The organism is Lentzea miocenica, assembly GCF_033949945.1.
GTDB classification, from domain to species: Bacteria; Actinomycetota; Actinomycetes; order Mycobacteriales; family Pseudonocardiaceae; genus Lentzea; species Lentzea miocenica.
The window spans coordinates 1-20,888 of the sequence record NZ_JAXAVW010000046.1 but is presented as its reverse complement, the minus strand read 5'-3'; the positions used below and the strand labels follow the sequence as shown (position 1 = coordinate 20,888).

Annotated in this window: 25 protein-coding genes; 2 read left to right on the top strand and 23 right to left on the bottom strand. The window is 66.6% G+C overall.

All coding sequences use genetic code 11. The annotated features are described in order from the left end of the window. Positions 1-118: 118 nt before the first annotated feature. The 12 genes from SK803_RS40755 to SK803_RS40700 all read right to left on the bottom strand — a co-directional run bounded on the left by SK803_RS40755 (position 119) and on the right by SK803_RS40700 (position 9,850). On the bottom strand, positions 119-1,222 hold the full coding sequence (locus tag SK803_RS40755) for an ATP-grasp domain-containing protein (protein ID WP_319971559.1): 1,104 nt from the start codon (positions 1,220-1,222) through the stop codon (positions 119-121). After that, complete coding sequence (locus tag SK803_RS40750) at positions 1,219-1,341, bottom strand: hypothetical protein (RefSeq protein ID WP_269083663.1); 123 nt, start codon at positions 1,339-1,341, stop codon at positions 1,219-1,221. Before SK803_RS40750 ends, SK803_RS40755 begins: the two co-directional genes overlap by 4 nt. A gap of 235 nt (positions 1,342-1,576) precedes the next feature. Continuing rightward, positions 1,577-2,902 (bottom strand): NAD(P)/FAD-dependent oxidoreductase, encoded by a 1,326-nt coding sequence (locus SK803_RS40745; protein WP_319971558.1) that lies wholly within the window; start codon positions 2,900-2,902, stop codon positions 1,577-1,579. A gap of 142 nt (positions 2,903-3,044) precedes the next feature. After that, entirely contained in the window at positions 3,045-3,485 is a 441-nt protein-coding gene (locus SK803_RS40740; protein ID WP_319971557.1) for a hypothetical protein, read from the bottom strand. A gap of 14 nt (positions 3,486-3,499) precedes the next feature. Further along, on the bottom strand, positions 3,500-4,729 hold the full coding sequence (locus SK803_RS40735; protein ID WP_319971556.1) for a DUF58 domain-containing protein: 1,230 nt from the start codon (positions 4,727-4,729) through the stop codon (positions 3,500-3,502). Further along, positions 4,726-5,673: an AAA family ATPase gene (locus SK803_RS40730; RefSeq protein WP_319971555.1), complete on the bottom strand. Its 948-nt coding sequence runs from the start codon at positions 5,671-5,673 to the stop codon at positions 4,726-4,728. The genes SK803_RS40735 and SK803_RS40730 overlap by 4 nt, the downstream gene beginning before the upstream one ends. Beyond that, positions 5,670-6,020, bottom strand: coding sequence for a hypothetical protein (locus SK803_RS40725; protein WP_319971554.1), 351 nt, complete (start codon positions 6,018-6,020; stop codon positions 5,670-5,672). Before SK803_RS40725 ends, SK803_RS40730 begins: the two co-directional genes overlap by 4 nt. Next, positions 6,017-6,619, bottom strand: a complete 603-nt coding sequence (locus SK803_RS40720; RefSeq protein ID WP_319971553.1) for a DUF4129 domain-containing protein — start codon at positions 6,617-6,619, stop codon at positions 6,017-6,019. The genes SK803_RS40725 and SK803_RS40720 overlap by 4 nt, the downstream gene beginning before the upstream one ends. Positions 6,620-6,679: 60 nt before the next feature. Then, on the bottom strand, positions 6,680-7,132 hold the full coding sequence (locus SK803_RS40715) for a hypothetical protein (RefSeq protein WP_319971552.1): 453 nt from the start codon (positions 7,130-7,132) through the stop codon (positions 6,680-6,682). 55 nt (positions 7,133-7,187) lie between these two features. After that, positions 7,188-7,901, bottom strand: a complete 714-nt coding sequence (locus tag SK803_RS40710) for a hypothetical protein (RefSeq protein ID WP_319971551.1) — start codon at positions 7,899-7,901, stop codon at positions 7,188-7,190. Positions 7,902-8,004: 103 nt separating this feature from the next. Beyond that, complete coding sequence (locus SK803_RS40705; protein ID WP_319971550.1) at positions 8,005-8,973, bottom strand: type IV toxin-antitoxin system AbiEi family antitoxin; 969 nt, start codon at positions 8,971-8,973, stop codon at positions 8,005-8,007. A gap of 244 nt (positions 8,974-9,217) precedes the next feature. Beyond that, on the bottom strand, positions 9,218-9,850 hold the full coding sequence (locus SK803_RS40700; RefSeq protein ID WP_406601658.1) for a uracil-DNA glycosylase: 633 nt from the start codon (positions 9,848-9,850) through the stop codon (positions 9,218-9,220). A 30-nt stretch (positions 9,851-9,880) separates the two neighbouring features. Here SK803_RS40700 and SK803_RS40695 point away from each other — a divergent pair, with 30 nt between their 5' ends. Both SK803_RS40695 and SK803_RS40690 read left to right on the top strand, forming a co-directional pair. Further along, complete coding sequence (locus SK803_RS40695) at positions 9,881-11,338, top strand: S10 family peptidase (protein WP_319971549.1); 1,458 nt, start codon at positions 9,881-9,883, stop codon at positions 11,336-11,338. Then, positions 11,335-11,778, top strand: a complete 444-nt coding sequence (locus SK803_RS40690) for a GNAT family N-acetyltransferase (protein WP_319971548.1) — start codon at positions 11,335-11,337, stop codon at positions 11,776-11,778. Before SK803_RS40695 ends, SK803_RS40690 begins: the two co-directional genes overlap by 4 nt. Positions 11,779-11,812: 34 nt before the next feature. Here the strand turns inward: SK803_RS40690 and SK803_RS40685 are convergent, their stop codons facing one another. The 11 genes from SK803_RS40685 to SK803_RS40635 all read right to left on the bottom strand — a co-directional run. Continuing rightward, a complete protein-coding gene (locus SK803_RS40685) occupies positions 11,813-12,250 on the bottom strand; it encodes a hypothetical protein (RefSeq protein WP_319971547.1) in 438 nt (145 codons plus the stop codon). Positions 12,251-12,253: 3 nt separating this feature from the next. After that, positions 12,254-12,637: a hypothetical protein gene (locus SK803_RS40680; protein WP_319971546.1), complete on the bottom strand. Its 384-nt coding sequence runs from the start codon at positions 12,635-12,637 to the stop codon at positions 12,254-12,256. Positions 12,638-12,883: 246 nt separating this feature from the next. Beyond that, a complete protein-coding gene (locus SK803_RS40675; protein WP_319971545.1) occupies positions 12,884-13,879 on the bottom strand; it encodes an ABC transporter ATP-binding protein in 996 nt (331 codons plus the stop codon). Continuing rightward, complete coding sequence (locus SK803_RS40670) at positions 13,872-14,858, bottom strand: ABC transporter ATP-binding protein (protein ID WP_319971544.1); 987 nt, start codon at positions 14,856-14,858, stop codon at positions 13,872-13,874. Before SK803_RS40670 ends, SK803_RS40675 begins: the two co-directional genes overlap by 8 nt. A 9-nt stretch (positions 14,859-14,867) precedes the next feature. Further along, complete coding sequence (locus tag SK803_RS40665; protein WP_319971543.1) at positions 14,868-15,842, bottom strand: ABC transporter permease; 975 nt, start codon at positions 15,840-15,842, stop codon at positions 14,868-14,870. Continuing rightward, complete coding sequence (locus tag SK803_RS40660) at positions 15,835-16,764, bottom strand: ABC transporter permease (RefSeq protein ID WP_319971542.1); 930 nt, start codon at positions 16,762-16,764, stop codon at positions 15,835-15,837. The genes SK803_RS40665 and SK803_RS40660 overlap by 8 nt, the downstream gene beginning before the upstream one ends. A 122-nt stretch (positions 16,765-16,886) precedes the next feature. Continuing rightward, positions 16,887-18,509, bottom strand: a complete 1,623-nt coding sequence (locus tag SK803_RS40655) for a peptide ABC transporter substrate-binding protein (protein WP_319971541.1) — start codon at positions 18,507-18,509, stop codon at positions 16,887-16,889. A 178-nt stretch (positions 18,510-18,687) separates the two neighbouring features. Continuing rightward, positions 18,688-19,629: a Ppx/GppA phosphatase family protein gene (locus SK803_RS40650; protein ID WP_319971540.1), complete on the bottom strand. Its 942-nt coding sequence runs from the start codon at positions 19,627-19,629 to the stop codon at positions 18,688-18,690. A 218-nt stretch (positions 19,630-19,847) separates the two neighbouring features. Beyond that, positions 19,848-20,402: a GNAT family N-acetyltransferase gene (locus tag SK803_RS40645; protein ID WP_319971539.1), complete on the bottom strand. Its 555-nt coding sequence runs from the start codon at positions 20,400-20,402 to the stop codon at positions 19,848-19,850. After that, complete coding sequence (locus tag SK803_RS40640; protein WP_319971538.1) at positions 20,381-20,554, bottom strand: DUF397 domain-containing protein; 174 nt, start codon at positions 20,552-20,554, stop codon at positions 20,381-20,383. Before SK803_RS40640 ends, SK803_RS40645 begins: the two co-directional genes overlap by 22 nt. 13 nt (positions 20,555-20,567) lie before the next feature. Then, on the bottom strand, positions 20,568-20,888 hold a 321-nt coding region (locus SK803_RS40635), incomplete at its 5' end, for a DUF5753 domain-containing protein (RefSeq protein ID WP_319971537.1).

Below are 20,888 nucleotides of genomic sequence, written 5' to 3'. Positions count from 1 at the left end.
ACGCGGAGCCTAAGCCTTGATCGTCGGCCTGTGTGAGCGGATGGTCGTTTCTCGCCCGCACGGCCCAGCGAATTGGACTAGAACGAGCATCCGGGTAAGCGTCGAACGGACCCGAACATCAGCGGCCCCTTCCGGCTCCGAGCAGCTCCTTGAACCTCAGCGCCACCCAGTCGTGCACGGCGGCGGAGACGGAGTTGTCGCCTGCTCGGTGCTCGAACCAGCGCCAGTCGCAGTTGACGTTGATCTCCAGGAACACGTGGTCGTTGCCGGTGACGAGCAGGTCGAACGCCGCCACCTGCACGCGCCAGTGGCGGGCCAGCGCCAGCAGTCGGTCTTGCAAAGAAGACGGCACGGACGTTGGCGTCACGCGCACTGCGTCGGGGTCCACCCAGAGTTGGGCCGGGTCGAGTTTGTCGACCTGGAAGGCGATGCAGCGTTCTCCCACCACGAACACGCGCAGTTCGGTGTCCGACGGCACGTACTCCTGGACGATCACCGGGGCTGGTTCGGGGGCGTCTGAGGCGCGCGAGGTTTCCAACGGGCGTGGGAACAGGCCGTGTTGCACGCCGGGGCGCGGTTCCAGCAGGTGACGGCCCGCGGTTTTCACGATGCACCGGCCGCCGCCGGGGCGGGTGCGGCCTGGGCGCGTTGTCACGGCTGTGCGGGGGACGCGGAGGCCGAAGGAAGAAGCGTCGGAAAGCTGCGTCAGACGGTCCAGATGCGTCGAGAAGCGCGAAGGGTTCACATGAGCCCAGTCGGAGCGTGAGGACAGCCAGTTGGCCACTGAGGCCCACTGGTCGACTGCGTAGGCGCCGGCCAGGGTTCCGGGTTCGACGGGGACCGCGGAGAGTTCGAAGTGGCGGCGCCAGACCAGTAGTGGGCGCAGCAGCCAGCGGTCGAGTTCGATCAGCGGCTGGTCGGTGTAGACGGAGAGTGGAAGGTCGACGCAGCGGTCGGCGTCGATGCGGGCCATGCGGATGCCGCGCTCTGCCAGGGCGATGGAGAGCTCGTTCATCTCCATGTCGGCGGCGCGGGCCAAGACCAACACGCAGGGTTGGGGGTTGCCGTCGCCCTCGTCGACCATGCCGAGGCGGTGGACCTGTTCCTGGAAGTCCAGGCATTTGGGCGGTGAGCGGAAGAGGTACTCCTGGCCCTGCAACAACAGGGGCCTGGCAGCCTCGGACGGGGCACCTGGCACCCGCCCGTCAGCCGACCTGCTCAATCGTCCTTCTTGCTGCGGAAACTCTGCCCCGCCTGCGCGTACTCTGCGGCGTACTGCGCCAACGCGGGGTCCTCGATCTCACCGCGACGAAGCTGTGCGGCCAGCTCCTCGAGAGACATCGGGATCACCTCTCTCCCCACACGGCGAATCACGCATTCAGGTGATGCACCAGCCGTAGTCTCAGGTTCACGTAACGCAATGTCAAGGCAGCCCTCAGAGCTTTACTCCGATTGGGCGCTCAAGTTCCGCCTCCGGCCCACAGCAGTGCCCCGAACGAGATAACGTCCGGGGCACCTGTGCACTCACGCGGAGTAAGTAGCAATACAGAGCGTCAGCTCCGCATCGCGCAGCGAATCAGCTCTGCACCGCGCGGTCGAAGTCCGACTTCGGGTCGTTGATCTGGCCGAGCGCCACGACCTCGCGACCGTAGAACAGCGCCTGCGTCCAGTCCATGAGCACGCGCAGCTTGCGGTTCACGGTCGGCATGAACGCCACGTGGTAGCTGCGGTGCATGAACCACGCGGGCAGGCCCTTGAAGCGCAGGCCGAAAACGTCCGCCACGCCCTTGTAGAGGCCGAGGCCGGCGACCGAGCCGAGGTACTTGTGGAAGTAGTCCTTCGGCTTCTGGCCGCGCATCGAGGCGACGATGTTCTTGGACAGCAGCTTCGACTGACGGATGGCGTGCTGCGCGTTCGGCACGCACGTCGCCGTCGGGTCCTCCTCGGTGCGCGAGAGGTCCGGCACCGCGGAGCAGTCACCGGCGGCCCACACGCCGTCGAGGCCCTGGACCTGCATGGCGGCGGTGCACCGGACGCGGCCGCGCTCGTCGAGCGGGAGGTCCGTGTTGCGCAGCACCGGGTTCGCCTTCATGCCGGCGGTCCAGATGATCGTGTCGGAGTCGAACTCGGTGCCGTCGTCGAGGGTGACGTGGCCACCCTCGAGCGACTTCACGCGCGTGTCGAGGTAGATCTTGATGCCGCGCTTCTCCAGCGCCTCGACGGTCCACGCGCCGAGCTTCGCGGACACCTCCGGCATGATCCGCCCCATCGCCTCGACGAGGACCCAGTTCATCTCTTCCGGCTTGACACCCTCGTAGTACCGAAGCGCATACCGCGTCATGTCCTCGAGCTCGGCGAGCGTCTCGATGCCCGCGAAGCCGCCACCGATCACGACGAAGCTCAGCAGCTTCTTGCGCAGGTCCGCGTTGTTCGTGCTCGCAGCCTGGTCCAGGCGCGACAGCACGTGGTTGCGGACGTAGATCGCCTCGCCGATCGTCTTCATGCCGATGCCGACCTCGGCCAGGCCGGGGATCGGAAGCGTGCGGGAGATCGCACCCAGCGCGGAGACGAGCACGTCGTACTCGATCTCCTCGACGTGGCCGTCCGACAGCTCGGCGGTCACGATCTTGCGCGCGTGCTCGATCTTGGTGACGCGGCCGGTGACGACGTGGCAGCGCTTGAGCACCTTGCGCAGGGGGGCGACGACGTGGCGCGGCTCGATGGAGCCGGCTGCCGCCTCAGGCAGGAAGGGCTGGTAGGTCATGTGCGGCTGCGGGTCGATGACGGTGACCGACGCCTCACCGGAGCGCAGCTTCTTCTGCAGTCCGAGAGCCGTGTACATCCCGACGTACCCACCGCCGACAATGACGATTCGCGTGGGTTGCGACTTCACAGCAGCCATACACATATGGTCGCACCACGACCCCCTTTTTCGCGCGTCCAGAGGGGCCGTTGTGACTACCGTCGCCGGGTGATGCCGAACACCCCCGCGACTGACCTGCGGCTTGAGCCGGATTTGAGGAGTTCTCGCTGAGAGAGTCGATTCAGATCCTCAGCGCGACGACCATGATCACGACCGTCAGGGCCCCCAGTCCGAGCAGCTCCACAAGGCCGATATGAGGCCCCGATGGGACGAACGCCGCGAAGCCCGCGACAACGAACGAGAGTGCTTGGACAATGGCGAACCGGCGCGCTGGTGCTTTCAGCGCAGCGGGCTCGATTTTCGTTTTCACCGGAACGACCGCGGCGAGTGCGGACGTCACGTGAATCAGATGTAACGCCGGGATCATCAACAGCACGCCCAGCCGCAGCGGGTGCCCGTCGGCGAACGCCATCGCCAGCGCCGCGTACCCGATCAGCAACGCCGCGCCCGCGCTCCCCGGCATCAGCACCGTGAGCGCCGTCAGCACCGTGACGATGATCAGCGGCGCGATCGTGTCGGCTTCCAGGTGCAGGATCAGCGCCACCGGCAGCGCGGCGAGCACGATCGCCAGTCGCATCAGCATTCCGGCGTCACCGCCACCCCGTGCCCGATCATGCGCTTGAGCCGCAGCCGGTGTTCCGCGGCGATCATCTCCGCGGCCACCTCACCCCACGGCGTCTCCGGGTCGGGCTTCAACGGCAACGGCAGCGTGTTGATCGCCAGCACGACGTGACCGTGCTTGCGCGTCTGCACGGCCAGTTCGGCGATGTCGTCGTCGAGGAACGGCGACAGCAGCACGACCACCGACCCGTGCGGGAGTTTCCGCAACGCCACGCGTGACGCCCACCCCGCGGCCTGCACGCACACGACGAGCTGCGTGCGGATGCGCATCAGGTGCCGGCGGCCGACCCCGGAACGGACGTTGAGCTGCGGCCGGCTCAGGTCCATCAACGCCACCCGGTCGCCTTGGCGCAGATACCCGGCGGCCATCGACGCCGCCCTGCGCACCGCGCGGTCCAGGCTGCCGTTCGGACGCGTGGTGGCGCCGTAATGAGGAGACGACCAGTCCGCCACGTTCGCGCCGACGTCGGTCCGCGTGTCGATGGCCAGCACGATCTCCGCGTCGGCCTCCGCGTGCCGTTCGCGGACGTGGACCGTGCCGGTGCGGGTCGTGACGCGCCAGTCGATGCGCTTCAGGCGGTCACCCGGCTGGAACGCCCTGATGTCACGCAGTTCGGTGGAGTCGCCCGCACGCGGTGAACGGTGGATGCCGACCAGGCCGGCGGGGCGCGGCGGCAGCGGACCGGACGGGTGGTGCTCGACCGGCGGCAGGATCGTGCGGACGTGCTCGGCACCGACGATCGGGCCGTAGACGTGCATGCCGTCCGGTCCCGCGAACAGGTGGTCCAGCCGCAGGTCGACGCCAGGACCCCACGCGTCGCGCCGGATCTCCACGGGCAGATCGGGCGAGTGCGCGGGAACCGCCTTGGACCCGCCCGGCAGCCTGACCACCGCGATCTCCGCGTCCGCGCCGTCGACGTGCGCGACGGTGTGCACGACACCGGCTCCTGCACCACGCGGCACCGGACGGACGCTGACCGTCGGCGTGCCCTTCGGTTTGTTCGTGAGCAACACGCTGAGGACGAGCGGGACGCCGAACAGCACCATCTCGACCTGGTGCAGGAACAGGCCCGCGACGACGAGCCCGACACCGAGCCACACGGCGCGCGTGTACGCGTCTGTGGCGTGCCAGTGGGCGCCGTGCGACTGGGCGAAAGCGTCCCTGATCTTGTCCGCTCTGCTCATGAGCTCGGCGGGCCCGGAACCTTGCCGAGCAGCTCGGTGACGACCTGCACGCCGCTGACGCCGGACGTCCACGTCTCCGGCTTCATCACGAGCCGGTGCGCCAGCACGGCGACAGCGCACTCCTTGACGTCCTCGGGCGTCACGTAACCGCGTCCGTCCAAAGTGGCCACAGCGCGGGCGACGAGCACGAGCGCCTGCGCACCTCGTGGCGATGCGCCGACCTCGACGGACTGGTGCTGCCGCGTCGCGACGGCCAGATCCACGCAGTACCGCAGGAGATCGTCGTCCACGGCGGTCTTCTCGAGCTCGGCCTGGAGTTCGAACAGCCGCCCTGCCGCGAGGACCGGCGCCACCTCGGCGTCCTCCTGCTGCCGCGCGATCCGCCGGCGCAGGACCTCGACTTCTTCCTCCGCGGGCGGATAACCGATGTCGAGGCGCACCAGGAACCGGTCGAGCTGCGCCTCGGGCAACGGGTAGGTGCCCTCGTACTCCACGGGGTTCGAGGTGGCGAGCACGTGGAACGGCCTGGGCAACGGGAACGTGCGCCCCTCGACCGTGACCTGCCGCTCCTGCATGGCCTCCAGCAACGCGGACTGCGTCTTGGGCGGCGTCCGGTTGATCTCGTCGGCCAGCAGCAACCCGGTGAACACCGGCCCCTGGTGGAACTCGAACTCGCGGCTGCCGGGGTCGTAGAGGAACGACCCGGTGACGTCCGCGGGCAGCAGGTCCGGCGTGCACTGCAGGCGGCGGAAGTCGAGGCTGAGCGCCTGCGCGAGCGACCGCGCGATCAGCGTCTTGCCGAGCCCCGGCACGTCCTCCAGCAGCACGTGCCCACCGGCCAGCACGGCCGCGAGCGCGAGCCGCACGGTCCGGGTGCGCCCGACCACGACCTTGCCGATCTCGGCGAGAACGGCTTCGGCCTCCCCCGCAATGCTGTTGGTCACTCGACCCTCCTGAGCCTTTCCGCGAGTTCTTTCGGGTCCGGCATCTCGGATGCCTCGATCCCCAGTCGTGCGAGCCGGGCGCGGAACCGTTCCTGGTAGCGCCTCGGGTTCTCCGCCGCCTCCGCCAGCCTGGTCGCGAGCGTGCTGGCGTGCGCGGAACTGATCGAGCCTGGCGGTGGCGGCGCCGAACTCCACACGATGTCCGTGGCCCGCGGTAGCCGGGACACCAGCACGGCGAACGCGGTGGGCGGCACGGCCAGCGCCGTCGCCCACATCGGTGAGGCGCCGAGCCACCAGATGACGACGCCGATGATCACCCCGATCACCAGTGCCAGCGCGGTTCTCATGCGAGCTCCCGGACGATGCGGCCCAACTCTTCCTGCGCCTGCCGAGCCTGCGCGGCGGTCACGTCCTCGTGCCCGAAGCGCGCCCGCTGGTAGAGATCCTTGAGGACGGTGGCGTCGACGCCGAGCTTCTCGGTGAACTCGGTCGGCGTCTGATGCGGCAAGCGCTGCTCGGCCTCCTCCAGCGCGAGCCAGGCGGCGATCACGGCGTCCCGCGGCGGCCGTTGCGGATGTTCGGTGAACTCCTGCAACGCCTTCTCGACGCGCTGGACCACCGACGAGGTCGGCGCCATCTCGAAGCCCTCGATCTCCACCCCGCGCACGCCACGACGACGGCGCCAGCGCGGCAGCTCGATCGCCAGGATGATCCCGACCAGTCCGAACAGAACAAGTCCGGCGAGGAACAGCACCAACACCGTCAACGGCAGGGCCACCACGTCAGGCAGCTCCTGCGGCGCCGGCACGTCCAGCGCGACCCCGCCGTTGTCCGGCGGCGGCCGGTCGTCCAGGCGGTTGACGAGCGTGATCGGCGACGAACCGCCGGTCGCCACGACGACGATCAGCAGTGCCGCCACCGCCACCACCGCCCGCCACCACTTCATACGGGTCAGCCTTACACGCTGTGGCCGGATTCGGATGATCCTTTGGCCATCTTGCACGTGTCAGACGGGAAAGGGCAGGAACGTCCAAACAGGCGCTTGCGGATCCACGTCGACGAGGTGCGGCACCACCTTGCGCAACGCCGCCGAATGCTCGCCGATGCGCTTGCGCACGACGTGCCCGCTGCCCCCTCCTTCAGGCACGTCCCGCTCAGGCCCCAGCCCGCACGCGACGTAGAGGGCCCTCAGCCCGGCGCAGGCGCTCCGCTCGCGGACCCACACCGTCGTGGTGACGCCCCGGTCGCTGCCGTACCCGCTCCACACGTCGATCTCGATGCTCAGCTTGCCGCGCTCGTACCGAATACCGCCGTGCTCGGTGTAGCCGCTGGGCTCGATGGTGTGCGGGCCGGTGAACCCGTGCTGGTCGACCAGGAACGAGAACGCCGCCGGCCCCTCGGTCCACAGCACGTGTGCAGGACTCCGCTTGCCCATCAGCTCACCACCCAACGACCCCACCGTGAACACTCACCTCTACGGATACGCAGGGCGGCCGCTCCGGGCCGCTCGCGCTTCAGCCCACGTTCACGAGACCGAACTCATTCAGCAGATCACCCACCAGGACCACCATCGACATCTTGATCTCATCGGGATCACCAAAACCCGTCTCGGCATCGGCGGCAAGTCTCGGCAGCAGGTCTTCCGGCCGTGTCGCGAGGGTTCGGAGCTCGTCGAGAGCTTGCTTCGTCACCGCGGCCGAGAGCGGGTCCGAGGCAAGCGGGTGCAAGCTGTACGCCAACCGGCCCGAATCATCCGCACGAAGCAATCGCAGCACGTCGAGCCCATCCTTGGGCTTCAGCCGGTGCGGTTGATCGCGTCGTTCCGCGATCTTGATGACTTTTGAGACCAGAAGTGCCGCAGGACCCGCCACCTTGATCTCGAACGATCTGGGATCACCTGGGTCCAGCGCGCGGATGGTTCGGACTTCGTTGTCCACAACCGCGGCTTCCAGCCCGAACGTCTTGCGTGCGGTGATCTTGTCTTGGTGAGGAGGCTGAAGACGCGCGGACCGCTGCCCTCCTCGACCACACAAGGCTTCAGGCGCCATCAGATCGACAACGATCCCCCCGTAGCCGAGCCAGCTCCCAGGCTGTTTCCCCGGCACGAAACCTGCGGCACGCATCGCAGCCACGACCGAGGGCTCGTCCGCGAGCCGATCTGGAATCAACGCGAGGTCCGCATCGGTCGTCGTCGGCGCAGTTGCGAAGTCAGCATCGTCCGCGTGCACATAGACACCTGTGCACCAACAAGAACGACCGCACTTCGGTGCGCACCCAGCCCTTCGAGGGCGTCCAGCAACACGGCCCGCGCCTGGACGTACTCCTCCGAAATCATCGATCCCAACCTGGTTCACTCGATTCGAGCACTGCTATCAGCTGCTCTGCTTCTTCACTCGACCTGCCTGGCCCTGTCAACAGATCCGCCACCACCTGTGCAGGGGCGGCGTAGTCGATTCCGTTGATGTGCCGCGACTTCACGTGGACAACTTCGTCGTACGGTCGCAGGACAAGCACGTTTGTTCCTCGTTCGACCGTCTTCAAACCCAGTCGATCCATCAACTCGAGTGGATCTTCGGTGTACAAGCTCAGTGAGACGAGTGGCGACACAGGAGTCATGTCGTCCGGCAGGTATGCACGGGCAGCTGCAGAGCCCGTCACCACAACCCGTGCCTCCACAGTCGACAGTGCCTTCATCGCATGACTGAGCCCACGTGGGTCCAAGGCCGCGACAATCTCGTTCGATGCCATGACCTTGTAGTCCTGCGTCCAACGATCGATCAGTGACCGTTTGCGCACAGCGACCACCGTTCCGTCTTGACTCCTGACGATCGTTGCCTCTCGATCAAGAAGCTCAAGCACACGCACACTCGTGGCTGCGCCGACCTGCGCTCGTGCGGCGAGATCCCGCACGCCGACCGGTAACGAGGTCTCACACAACTCGAGTACGACCTTGGCCGCTGCCGGACCACGGAGAGACTTGAGCAAGCGGTCTGCCGGATCCCTGAACCCGCTTCGATCCGCACCCACCCGGTCCAGGAACACCGCGGGCCGATCGAGCCTGAGGCGCAGATTTCCGGTCAAATCGAACCAACCGAGCCCGTGCTGATCCAACTGTGCGCGCGTCGTCGGCGACACGAATGGGGTCGCGAGCATCATCCCCCCAACTTGAACACCACGAACCGCTGCAGCAGCCGCGTACTCCGCGAGTTGCTGAGCCACCCTGGTGACGTCTCGCGGCACGACAACGCCCTTGCCTTCGACCAGCACCCATGTCTCAACACCGTCCGGTGCGGCGATCATGAACTGACCATCGGGCCGAAAGCCACGACGTGAACCAGGCTCCAGAAGCGACCTCGCAGGCTCGACCAACCACGCCGCCGGCAGCACCGCTCGAACCGCCTCCTCGGCGGAACGAACCAGCTGAGCCTCGGTCGTTCCATGTTCCGCTCCGTTCCGCGACACACGGAACATGCTACTTTGCGGAACAAGCGATCAAATGCGCGTTGCATGACACGTTCGGGTGCAAGCTCGATCTGCGCCCGGATCAGGACGTGGGTTCGGCCGCTGTGGCGCGGGCCAGCACCCCTTGAAGCATCTCCTGGGTGAGCTTCCCGGTGAAGGTGTTCTGCTGCGAAACGTGGTAGCACCCGAACACCCGCAACCCGCCCAGCGACACCTCCACCCCGTGCCCGAACTTGGGCCGCGCGGACCCGAGCAACGGCAGGAACGCCTGCCACCCGAACGCCCCGAGCACCACCACGGACCGCAGTGACGTCAGAAGCCCGAGCTCCTCGCGCAGGAACGGCGAGCACCGGTCCCGTTCCTCCGGCGTCGGCTTGTTCGCGGGCGGCGCGCATCGCACCGGCGAGGCGATCCGGACGCCGTACAGCTCCAGGCCGTCGTCCAGGGCCCAGGCTTCGGGTTGTGAGGCCAGTCCGACCTCGTACAGCGCGCGGTAGAGGAAGTCGCCGGAGCGGTCGCCGGTGAACATCCGCCCGGTCCGATTCGCCCCGTGTGCGGCGGGCGCGAGGCCCACGATCAGCAGCGACGCGTCCATCGGCCCGAAGCCCGGAACCGGCTTGCCCCAGTACTCCTGATCGCGGAAGGCAGCGCGTTTCACGGCGGCCACCGACTCCCGCCAGGCGACCAGGCGCGGGCACGCTCGGCAGGCCGTTATTCGATCGTCGAGTTCCGTAGTGTTGCTCCTATGTCCGAGGAGAAGACCGAAGAGAAGCCCGAGTCTCCCGCTGATGACCTGGTCACCACCCAGCACAGCATCAACGTCAAGGGCCGCGAGCTGAACTACACCGCCGTCACCGGGCGTGTCGTGCTCAAGGAAGAAGTGATCAAGGACGGCGTGTTCGAGGGCCACAAGCCCAAGGCCGAGGTGTTCCTGACCGCGTACACGCTCGACGGCGCCGACCCTCTCAAGAGGCCGGTGACGTTCGCGTTCAACGGTGGGCCCGGATCCGCCAGCGTCTGGCTGCACATGGGGCTCCTCGGGCCTCGCCGGGTGCTGAGCGGCGACGTCGGCAACCTCACCGCGCCGCCGTACGGGATCGCGGACAACGAGGAAAGCCTGCTGGCCGAGAGCGACCTCGTGTTCATCGACCCGGTGTCGACCGGCTTCAGCAGGGCGGCGAAGGGCGAGAAGCCCGGCAGCTACCACGGCTACCAGCCCGACATCGACTCCATCGCGGAGATCATCCGGCTGTGGACCTCGCGCAACGGCCGGTGGATGTCGCCGAAGTTCATCTGCGGCGAGTCGTACGGAACGCTGCGCGCGGCCGGTCTCGCCGAGCACCTGCAGAAGAAGTACGGCATGTACCTCAACGGGCTCATGCTGATCTCCTCGGTGCTGGACTTCGCGACGCTGGAGTTCAACGAGGGCCACGACCTCGGCTACACGCTCTTCCTGCCCACGTACACGGCCATCGCGCACTACCACGGCCTGCACGGCGACCGTCCGCTCAAGGAGGTGCTCGCCGAGGCCGAGGAGTTCGCGGTCCGCGACTACCCCTACGCGCTGGCCCGCGGCAACCGGCTCAGTGACGTCGAGCGCGCCGCGACGGTCGAGAAGCTGGCGCGGCTGACCGGCCTGTCCGAGGAGTACGTGGACGCGGTCGACCTGCGCATCGAGCACATCCGGTTCTTCACCGAGCTGCTGCGCCGCGACCGCAAGACCGTCGGCCGCATCGACGGCCGGTTCACCGGCTGGGACAAGGACTACGGCCGCGAGGAGATCTCCGCGGACCCGTCCATCGACGCCATCCTCGGCCCGTACGCGTCCTCGCTCAACCACTACCTGCACGCCGAGCTCGGGTACTCCAACGACCTGCCGTACGAGGTCCTCTCGCGGGCCATCGAACAGTGGTCCTACAAGGAGTTCGAGGGCCGGCACGTCACCACCGCGGGCAAGCTCTCGGCGGCGATGCGGGCGAACCCGCACCTCAAGGTCCACGTCGCGTTCGGCTGGTTCGACGGCGCCACGCCGTACTTCGCGGCCGAGCACCTCCTCGCGCACCTGCAGATCCCGAAGGAGCTGACGGCGAACATCGAGTCGGCCTACTACCCGGCCGGCCACATGATGTACGTGCACGAGCCCAGCAGGATCCAGCAGTCCGAGGACCTGGCGAACTTCGTGCGGAACTCGTCCAACACGTGATCCTGGACCTGTCCGACGACGCCGTCCTGCACGAGTTGTGGACGGTGCAGCGGCTGGCTTATGCCGTCGAGGCCGAGATCATCGGCTTCGACGGCATTCCCGCGTTGCACGAGACGCCAGAGGAGCTCAAGGCGTCCAGCGAGACGTTCCTCGGGCTCTACGACGAGGAAGGGCTCGCCGGCGCGGTGTCCTACGAGCTCGAAGGGTCCACTGTGGACATCTGCCGCCTCGTCGTGCACCCGCGGGCGCACCGGAGAGGCATCGCGACGAAGCTGCTCGACGCGTTGCCGGACGGGCCGCAGACCGTCAGCACGGGCAGCAGGAACGAACCCGCGCTCCGGCTGTACCGCGGGCGCGGGTTCGTGGAGACCGGCGAACGCGAGGTGGCCCCCGGCGTGTCGATCACCGATCTCGCCAGGGACAGTCCGCGCAGGGATTGAGCGAACCCGCGCCCGGAAGCGCGGGCTCGTCGAGCTAGGCCCACTTGGTGTCGAAGCAGTTCGCGTCCACGTAGTCGCGGACCAGCGCCGGGTCGCCGGACGAGGCTTTCGCGGCCGCGTCCCGCACGAACTGGCGCCCTGCCGTGTCGTCCTCCGGCGGATACCGGGTCACGAGGTGCTCGATGGCGTCGAGTGCCGTGGCCGCCTGCGCCTTGTCGTCCCGTAGCACCGCCACGTCCCACGAGCGATACCAGGCACAGGTGTTCACGACCGCCAACGCCTGGTGCGCGAAGCCCTGCTCACCCTCGGCCGGAGCGGTCGCCTTGATCAGCGCGTCCAGATCAGGACGAACATCGGCCGGCCACTTCATCGTCGAATGAAGTGAGCGAACCTCGTCTGGATATCCCAACGGCTCAGCGGCGTTCGCACCACAACCCGCGACGAACAACAACAGCAGGAAAACGAACCGCATTTGTCAGCTCACGTTCCACCGGACGTTGCCGTTCCACGTGTCCGTGGCGTTGCTGCCGTAAGACTTCGCGGAAAGGCAGAAAACGGTGCTCGCCCGGAAACCGGAGCCGATCCGGACGTACGGCGTCGGGTCGGCGTTCTGCAGTCGCACCGCCGAGCCCTCTGCCCCGCCTGCGCAGCGGCGCCACTTGACGTCGATCTCGGGGCCATCGGTCTTGCGCACGTAGATGTTGGTGCCGCCGACGGTCACCGTGCGCTGAGTGCCGTAGTGAACCCACTCGCCTTTCCGCAGATTTCCGGAAAGCCCGCTGTCGGTCGCGCTGGCGGGCACGGCCGTGGCGACCAATGCGCCGATGATTCCGAGCGCGACCAGGAACGTTTTCTTCATCGCTGTTTACTCCCCAGGCATCGGGAAACCGAACGCGATGAAAATTAGTGATCGGCCACCGACGGGGCATACCGCCGGAAGAGCAGCAGCTCGCCAGGTAGATGGCTACTTGGATAATAACCAACTACCCCGAAGGCGTGACGGCAATCCACCACGCGGGTGCTGCCGCACACCGTGAACGCTAGAACCACCAGCAAAACGAAGGAGGGGCCGCGCTCACAGCGCGACCCCTCCTCCAGATGAACTTCAGACGACCGCGCGCTCCTCGGCGAAGTGGCACGCGGCGGGGTGACCGTCGTTGCGCACCACGAGCTCGGGAACCTCGGTCGCGCAGATGTCCTGCGCCTTCCAGCACCGCGTGCGGAACCGGCAGCCCGACGGCGGGTCGATCGGCGAAGGCACGTCGCCCGTCAGACGGATGACGTCACGCCGGCCGCGCTGGGTCGGGTCCGGCACCGGCACGGCGGACAGGAGTGCCTGCGTGTACGGGTGCATCGGGCGCTCGTAGATCTCGTCCTCGGTGCCGATCTCCACGATCTTGCCGAGGTACATCACCGCGACGCGGTCCGACAGGTGGCGCACCACCGACAGGTCGTGGGCGATGAAGACGTACGAGAGGCCGAGCTCGGACTGCAGGTCGCCCAGCAGGTTCATCACCTGCGCCTGGATCGAGACGTCCAGAGCGGACACCGGCTCGTCGCACACGATCACCTTGGGCTTCAACGCCAGAGCGCGGGCGATGCCGATGCGCTGGCGCTGACCGCCGGAGAACTGGTGCGGGTACCGGTTGATGTGCTCCGGGTTGAGGCCGACGGTCTCCAGCAGCTCCTGAACCTTGCGCCGCCGGTCGCCCTTGGGCGCGACCTCGGTGTGGATCTCGTAGGGCTCACCGACGATGTCGCCGACCGTCATGCGCGGGTTCAGCGACGTGTACGGGTCCTGCAGCACGATCTGGATGTCGCGGCGCAGCTTGCGCAGCTCCGCGCCCTTCATCGCGAACATGTCGCGGCCCTCGAAGCGTGCGAGGCCCGCCGTCGGCGGCTCCAGGCGCATCAGCACCTGGGCCAGCGTGGACTTGCCGCAACCGGACTCGCCCACCACACCAAGGGTTTCGCCCTTGTTGAGGGAGAACGAGACCCCGTCGACGGCCTTGACGTGGCCCACGGTGCGCTTGAACAGCACGCCGACGCGGACCGGGAAGTGCTTGACGAGGTTCTCCACCTCGAGGATCGGCTCAGCCACGAGCGACGACCTCCTCCGCGATGTGGCACCGGCTGGTGCGGCCCATGCCGAGGTTGTGCACAGCGGGTACCTCGGTGGAGCACCTGTCGAACACGCGCGGGCAGCGCGGGTTGAACGGGCAGCCGGGCGGGATGTTGGTCAGCGACGGCGGCAGGCCCTTGATCGTCTTGAGCTCCTGGCCGCGCAGGTCCACGCGGGGCAGGGACTCCAGCAACGACTCCGTGTACGGGTGCCCCGGCGCACGGAACAGCTCGTAGACGTCGGCGTGCTCGACGATGCGGCCCGCGTACATGACCGAGATCCGGTCCGCGACGTCGGCGACCACGCCGAGGTCGTGGGTGATCAGGATCATGCCCATGTCGCGTTCCTTCTGGATCTCCGCCAGCAGGTCCATGATCTGGGCCTGCACGGTGACGTCCAGAGCGGTCGTGGGCTCGTCCGCGATCAGCAGCTCCGGGTCGAGCGCCAGCGACATCGCGATCATCGCGCGCTGCCGCATACCGCCGGAGAACTGGTGCGGGTAGTCCGAGACGCGACCCTTGGCGTTCGGGATCTTCACCTGGTCCAGCAGCTCGATCGCGCGCTTGCGGGCGTCCGCTTTGGACATCCCGCGCCGGACCTTGAGCTGCTCCTCGATCTGGAACCCGATGGTGAACACGGGGTTGAGCGCCGAAAGAGCGTCCTGGAAGATCATGGCGATGCCCTCGCCACGCACCTGACGCCGCTCTTCCGCCGTCTGCTTCAGCAGGTCCTCACCGCGGAACTTGATCGACCCGTTGGTGATGAACCCCGGTGGCGTGTCCAGGATGCCCATGATCGTCTGAGCGGTCACGGACTTGCCGGAACCGGATTCACCCAGCACAGCAAGGGTTTCGCCCGCCGAGACGTGGTACGAAACGCCGTTGAGCACCTTCGCGACACCGTCGCGGGTGCGGAATTCCACGTGGAGATCCTCGACCTCCAGCAATGGCTGAGTCACAGGATTCCCCTAACGGGACTTGGGGTCGAGGGCGTCGCGCACGGCGTCGCCCAGCATGACGAAGGCCAGCACGGTGATCGTGACGAAGCCCGCGGGGAACAGCAGCATGTGCGGAGCCGACTGGAAGTAGTCGCGTGACTCCGAGATCATCACGCCCCACGACACGACCGGCGGACGCAGGCCGATGCCGAGGAACGCCAGCGTCGCCTCGGCGCCGATGAAGGCACCCAGGGCGATCGTCGCGTACACCAGCACGGGCGCCACGGTGTTCGGCAGCAAGTGCCGGAACACGATCCGCAGCGGCGACGCACCAAGCCCGCGGGCGGCCTTGACGTAGTCCTGCTGCTTCGCGACCAAGGTCGCCGAACGCATGATGCGCATGGCCACCGGCCACGACAGCACGGCGATCGAGAGCACCACCTGGGTGATGATCCGGAAGACGCCGGGGTTCTCCGTCGGCGCGTTGAGCGTCGTCAGGATGACGATCGCACCGAGCACGAACGGGATGCCGGCGAAGATGTCGCTGAACCGCGACAACACGCTGTCGATCCACGTCTTCGCGTAGCCGGCGATGATGCCGACGGTCGACCCGATCAGCACGGTCAGCAGCGTCGCGAAGATACCGACGAGCAGCGACGCACGAGCGCCGTGCATCGCACGGGCGTAGACGTCGTAACCCTGCAGGTCATAGCCGAACCACGCGCTGCCGGAAGGCGGCTGCAACGACTTGTCGAGATCCGCGTGACGCGGGTCGACCGACGTGAACAGCGTCGGCCAGATCGCCATCAGCACGATGACCGCGATGATCACCAGCGAGATGATGAACGTGGGCTTGGTGCGGAGCTCGCCCCACGCGTCGCTCCAGAGCGAGCGGGGCTTGCGCTGCTTCTGCGACGAGTCGTCGAGGTGGCTGGCCTGGTCGACACCGGCCGCCGCGGACGCCTCGAGTCCGGCTCCACCGGACACGGATCCTGGGTCACTCATAGCGAATCCTCGGGTCGAGAACGGCGTACAGGAGGTCGACGATCAGGCTCATCAGCAGGTACACCAGCACCAGCAGGGTCACGATGCCCGTGACCATGATGCCTTCCTTCTCCTGGATGCCGCGGAAGATCAGGCCGCCGATGCCGTTGATGTTGAAGACGCCCTCGGTGACGATCGCGCCGCCCATGAGGCTGCCGAGGTCGGTGCCGAGGAACGTGATCACCGGGATCAGCGAGTTGCGCAGCAGGTGGATGCCGACGACTCGGGTCTGCGGCTGGCCCTTCGCGATCGCCGTGCGCACGTAGTCGGCGCGGCGGTTCTCCACGATGCTCGAACGGGTCAGCCTGGCCACGTAGGCCATCGAGAGACTGCCGAGCACGAAGCCGGGCAGGATCAGTTCGCCGAACGTCGGATCGGAACTGACCGAGGTGTCCATGAGGTCGAAGCCCTGCGGGCCGAGGTAGAGCCGCAGCACGAAACCGGTGACGAACACCGGCAGCGAGATCAGGAACAGGGTCGAGACCAGGACCAGGTTGTCCAGGAAACCCTGCTTGCGCAGACCGGTGAGGACACCGGCGGTGATGCCGATGATCGCCTCGATGATCAGCGCGATGAGGCCCATCTTGAGCGTGATCGGCCACGAGGTCGCGATCTGCTCACCGACGGACACGCCGTTGAAGGTGGTGCCGAAGTCACCGGTGATGAGGTTGCCGAGGTACTTGAAGTACTGGAGCAGCAACGGGTCGTTGAGGTTGAGCTTTTGGCTCATCTCCGCGATGTAGGCCGGATCGCACGGCCGCTGGCCGCACTTGCCCGCGAACGGGTCCTGCGGAATCGCCCAGACCAGGGCGTAGATCAGGAAGGTGGTCCCGAGGAAGACCGGTATCAGCTGCAGCAGACGGCGCAGCACATAGCGACCCATTAGGTCGGCTCCTTGCGTGGTGGGGGGCGCTCCTGATCCTGAACACCGCTCCGGCCCCACGCCCGTGAACGCTCGACGGACGCAGGGCCGGAATGGTCAATCAGAACTCAGGTGTTCGGCAATCAGGCCTTGACGCGGAACGACTCCAGGGCGCCCTGACGCTTGAACGACATCTTGGCGTCGAGCAGGTTCTTGGAACGACCGCCGATGCCCTTCTCGTTCCAGGTCGGCATGGAGGGCAGGTCCTTGGCGATGAGGTCCTCTGCCTGCTGGTAGATCTTGATCGCCTCGTCCTCGTTGGCCGTCTGGTCGGCCTTCTTGAGCAGGGCGTCGACCTCGGGGTTCGAGTAGTTCGAGTCGTTCGACGAACCACCCGTGCGGTACAGCGGGTTGAGGAAGTTCTCGATCGACGGGTAGTCGGCCGACCAGTCCGAACGGCTCATGCCGGTCAGCTGCTTGCCGTCGACGATCTGGCGGAACGCACCGAAGTTGGTGGCACCGACGAACTCGCAGTCAACACCGAGCGTCTGCTTGATGCTGTTGCACGCCGCCTCAAGCGGCTCCTTGCGGCCACCGTCCTGGTTGGACTGGATGGTCAGCTTGCCGGTGAAGCCCGACTCGGCGAAGAGCTGCTTGGCCTTCTCCGGGTTGAACTTGCAGAACTCGCCGCAGGTGTCCGGGCGGTAACCCTTGATGCCGGGCGAGACGAAGCTGGTGGACGGCACGTACGAGCCGGCCAGCACGGTCTTCGTGATCTGCTCCCGGTTGATGGACATCGAGACGGCCTGGCGCAGCTTGACGTTCTGGAACGCCGGGATGTACTGCGGGAACGCGATCGCGCTCTGGCCCAGCAGGTTCGCGGTCACGACCTGCTCACCGAGGTCCGCCTTGTACTTCTCGCCGACCTTGGCCGACGGCGGCAGGGCCTCCATGAAGTCCAGCTTGCCCGCGACCAGGTCCTGGTACGCGGTCTCCTGGGAGGAGTAGATCTTGTAGTCCAAGGTCTTGAAGTGGACCTTGTCCTCGCCCTTGTAGTCGTCGAAGCGCTCCATCTTGATCAGCGCGTTCGGCGTGCGGGAGACGAACTTGAGCGGGCCGTTGCCGATCGGCTTGGCCTCGGCGGCCTTCGGGTCGGCGAAGAACGAGTCGGCCATCGGCGAGAACGGCGTGTAGCCGATCATCGTGGTGAAGACCGAGGTCGGGCCGTTGAGGGTGACCTTGAACTCGTAGTCGCCCACCAGCTCGAGACCGGACATCTTGTCCTTGGCCGGCTTGGCGTTCTCGTCGGCCGGGTGCACGTCCTCGAAGCCCGCGATCGGGGCGAAGAACGATGCCGCCTGCTGAGCGTTCGGCGCGTACGCGGCCCAGTTCCAGGCGTCGACGAAGTTCTTCGCCTTGACCTCGGTGCCGTCGTGGAACTTCCAGCCCTGCTTGATCTTGATGTTGTAGACCTTGGCGTCATCCGACTTGATCGAGTCGGCCATCAAGTTGTAGGGCGCGCCGTCCTCGGTCTTGTAACCGACCAGCCGCGAGAACAGCGAGTCGGTGACCTTGCCACCGCCTGCCTCGGTCGTGTTGGCCGGGAACAAGGTGCTCTTGGGCTCGGTGCCGTAGATGGACACCGTGCCGTCCGGGTTGTCCTTGCCATCGGTGGCGTTGGTGCTACCGCCACCGCCGCCGCATGCGCTGAGCGTCATGGCGAGCGCGGCTGGCAAAGCCACCCACGCAACCCGTGATCGCGACATCAGTCTCTCCCGCCTTTCCCCGGCGCCGCTCCGCAGATATTGCGTGCGCGCGCCTCCCCGGGAGGTCTCGTCCACCTCCCAAAACGTGAGAGGACGTTAACCGGGGCGTCCAGCAGTACGCGCTCTGAAATCGGTCACAAAATTGTCACGATCACCTCAAGCCGACCTTAATTCGGCTTCAGACCAGCGAAAACGCGATGCCGTCGAGGATGTCGTGCTCACTGCACACGAGCGTGCGAATACCCGCGCGATTCGAGAGCTCCTCGGCAATCGCACGCAGAACCACTGCTCCACCGCAGATCACATCCACTCGACCGGGGTGCATGGGCCCGAGCGAGGCACGCTCATCATGCGTCATGGAGAGGATACGGTCGGTGATTTCGTGAACATTGTCAAGTGTGATCCTGCTGAGGTGAATATCGTCGCTGTTGTACACCTCCAGGCCTTGGACCAGGGCTGACAACGTCGTAACAGTGCCGGCGACGCCAATCCAGGTCTTCGCCTTCTCCACGGGCACCACTTCGAACGCTTCTTTGATCGCCGCGCGCGCAAACGCTTCCGCTTCCGCGATTTCCGCCTTCGAGGGCGGATCGGAGTGGATGAACCGCTCCGTCAGGCGCACGCACCCGATGTCCATCGACCTCGCGGCCTCGACCTCCGTGCCGCCGCCGAGGACGAACTCGGTCGAACCTCCACCCAGATCGGTGACGAGGAAGGGTCCCTCGTCCGGGGCAAGATCGGCCACCGCGCCGAGGTAGGACAGCCTTGCCTCCTCGTCCCCGGTGATCACCTCCGCGGGCGCGCCGAGGATCTCCTCGGTCATCCCGAAGAACTCGTCCCGGTTGCTCGCGTCGCGCGTCGCACTCGTGGCAACCATGCGCGCGGTCTCGACGCCCTTGCGTTGCATCGTGCGCGCGTAGTCGAGGAGTGCTTCTTTGGTCCGTTGGATCGCGTCGGGGTGCAACCGCCCGGTCGCGTCCACGCCCTGCCCGAGCCGGACGATCTTCATCTCGCGGTGCACGTCCCGCAGCCACGCGGTGCCGTCGTCGCGCTTGGTCACGTCCGCCACGAGCAGTCGGATCGAGTTGGTCCCGCAGTCGATGGCCGCAACCCGCGACATGATCACCCCTACTTCAGCTGCCGATACTCCTCGGCAAGCATGGCGTAGACGAAACCGTCGGCCCACTCGCCCTTGAACCCGAGCCTGAGCGCCGGCAAAGGCCGAGTTGGGTGCAGGTAGCGGCGGTTCGATCATGAGTTGGTGGTACTTGCACACGCCAACCAGCAGAAGCGACTTTGCCAGGGGCCAGGGCGAGCCGGGCAGTCTTGATCGGGAAGTCAGGCTTGAGCACGTTCGTACTCCTCGGCGAGCAGCGCGTAGACGTAGGTATCGCCCCAGGCGCCCTTGAACATCTCGGACTCCCTGAAGTGCGCCTCCCTGCGCATGCCGAGCCGTTCCATCAACCGCCACGACGGCTCGTTGCGCGGGTCGCAGATGGCCGTGATCCGGTGCAGTTCCAGCTCCTCGAACCCGACCTTGAGCATGGCCTCGGCGGCCTCACGCGCATAGCCCTTGCCTTGGTGGGCGGGGTTGAGCGTGTAGCCGACCTCGCCCTGGCGGTGTTGTTCGCTGACCCACTTGAGGACGACGTCGCCGATGACCTCGTCGTCCAGCACGACCGCCAGCACGAGCCACTGACCTTCTTCGGTCAACTCGTCCATGGCCAGGCTCCGCTCGAGGCGCTCGGCGGACTCCTCCGGCGTGGCGGCCTCGCCGTAGAGGTAGCGGCAGACCTCGGGGTTCGAGCGGTAGGCGTGCAGGTCGTCGAAGTCGCCCGGTTCGAAGGGGCGGAGGAGGAGGCGGTCGGTTTTCAGCGGGTAGTCGGGGCGCACGCCTTCACAATGCCAAGGAACGCCGCCCACGCCTCACGATTTACGGCGAGGTGGGTGACGGGGGACTTGCTGTCGCGGATGCCGATGCCGTGACCGACCTCGACGCAGTCACTCGCAGAAGGGCTGTAGCTGCTCTTACGCCATACGGACATACGGCACGCCTCCTCAGGCAAGCATGGTGGTGATCAGCCTCCTCGATTGTTCCGCATCCAAGGCGTCCTGATCCAACCGCTTCAACACGTCGGCGTAGCTGGCCAACGACCGCTTGTCTTCGAGGAAGAGCCCGGAGTTCTCGCTCTCGATGAACACGACTGGCTCGAACTTGTCGAAACTGAGCTGCGTGAACGAACCGGACATCCCAGAGTGAGCGCCGATCGCGGTCGGGATGATCCGGAAGGTGAGGTACTGCCGCACCAGCATCACGTGGATGTGGGTGAGCTGCGATCGCATCACGTCTGGCCCACCGACAGGCAACCTGAGCGCCTG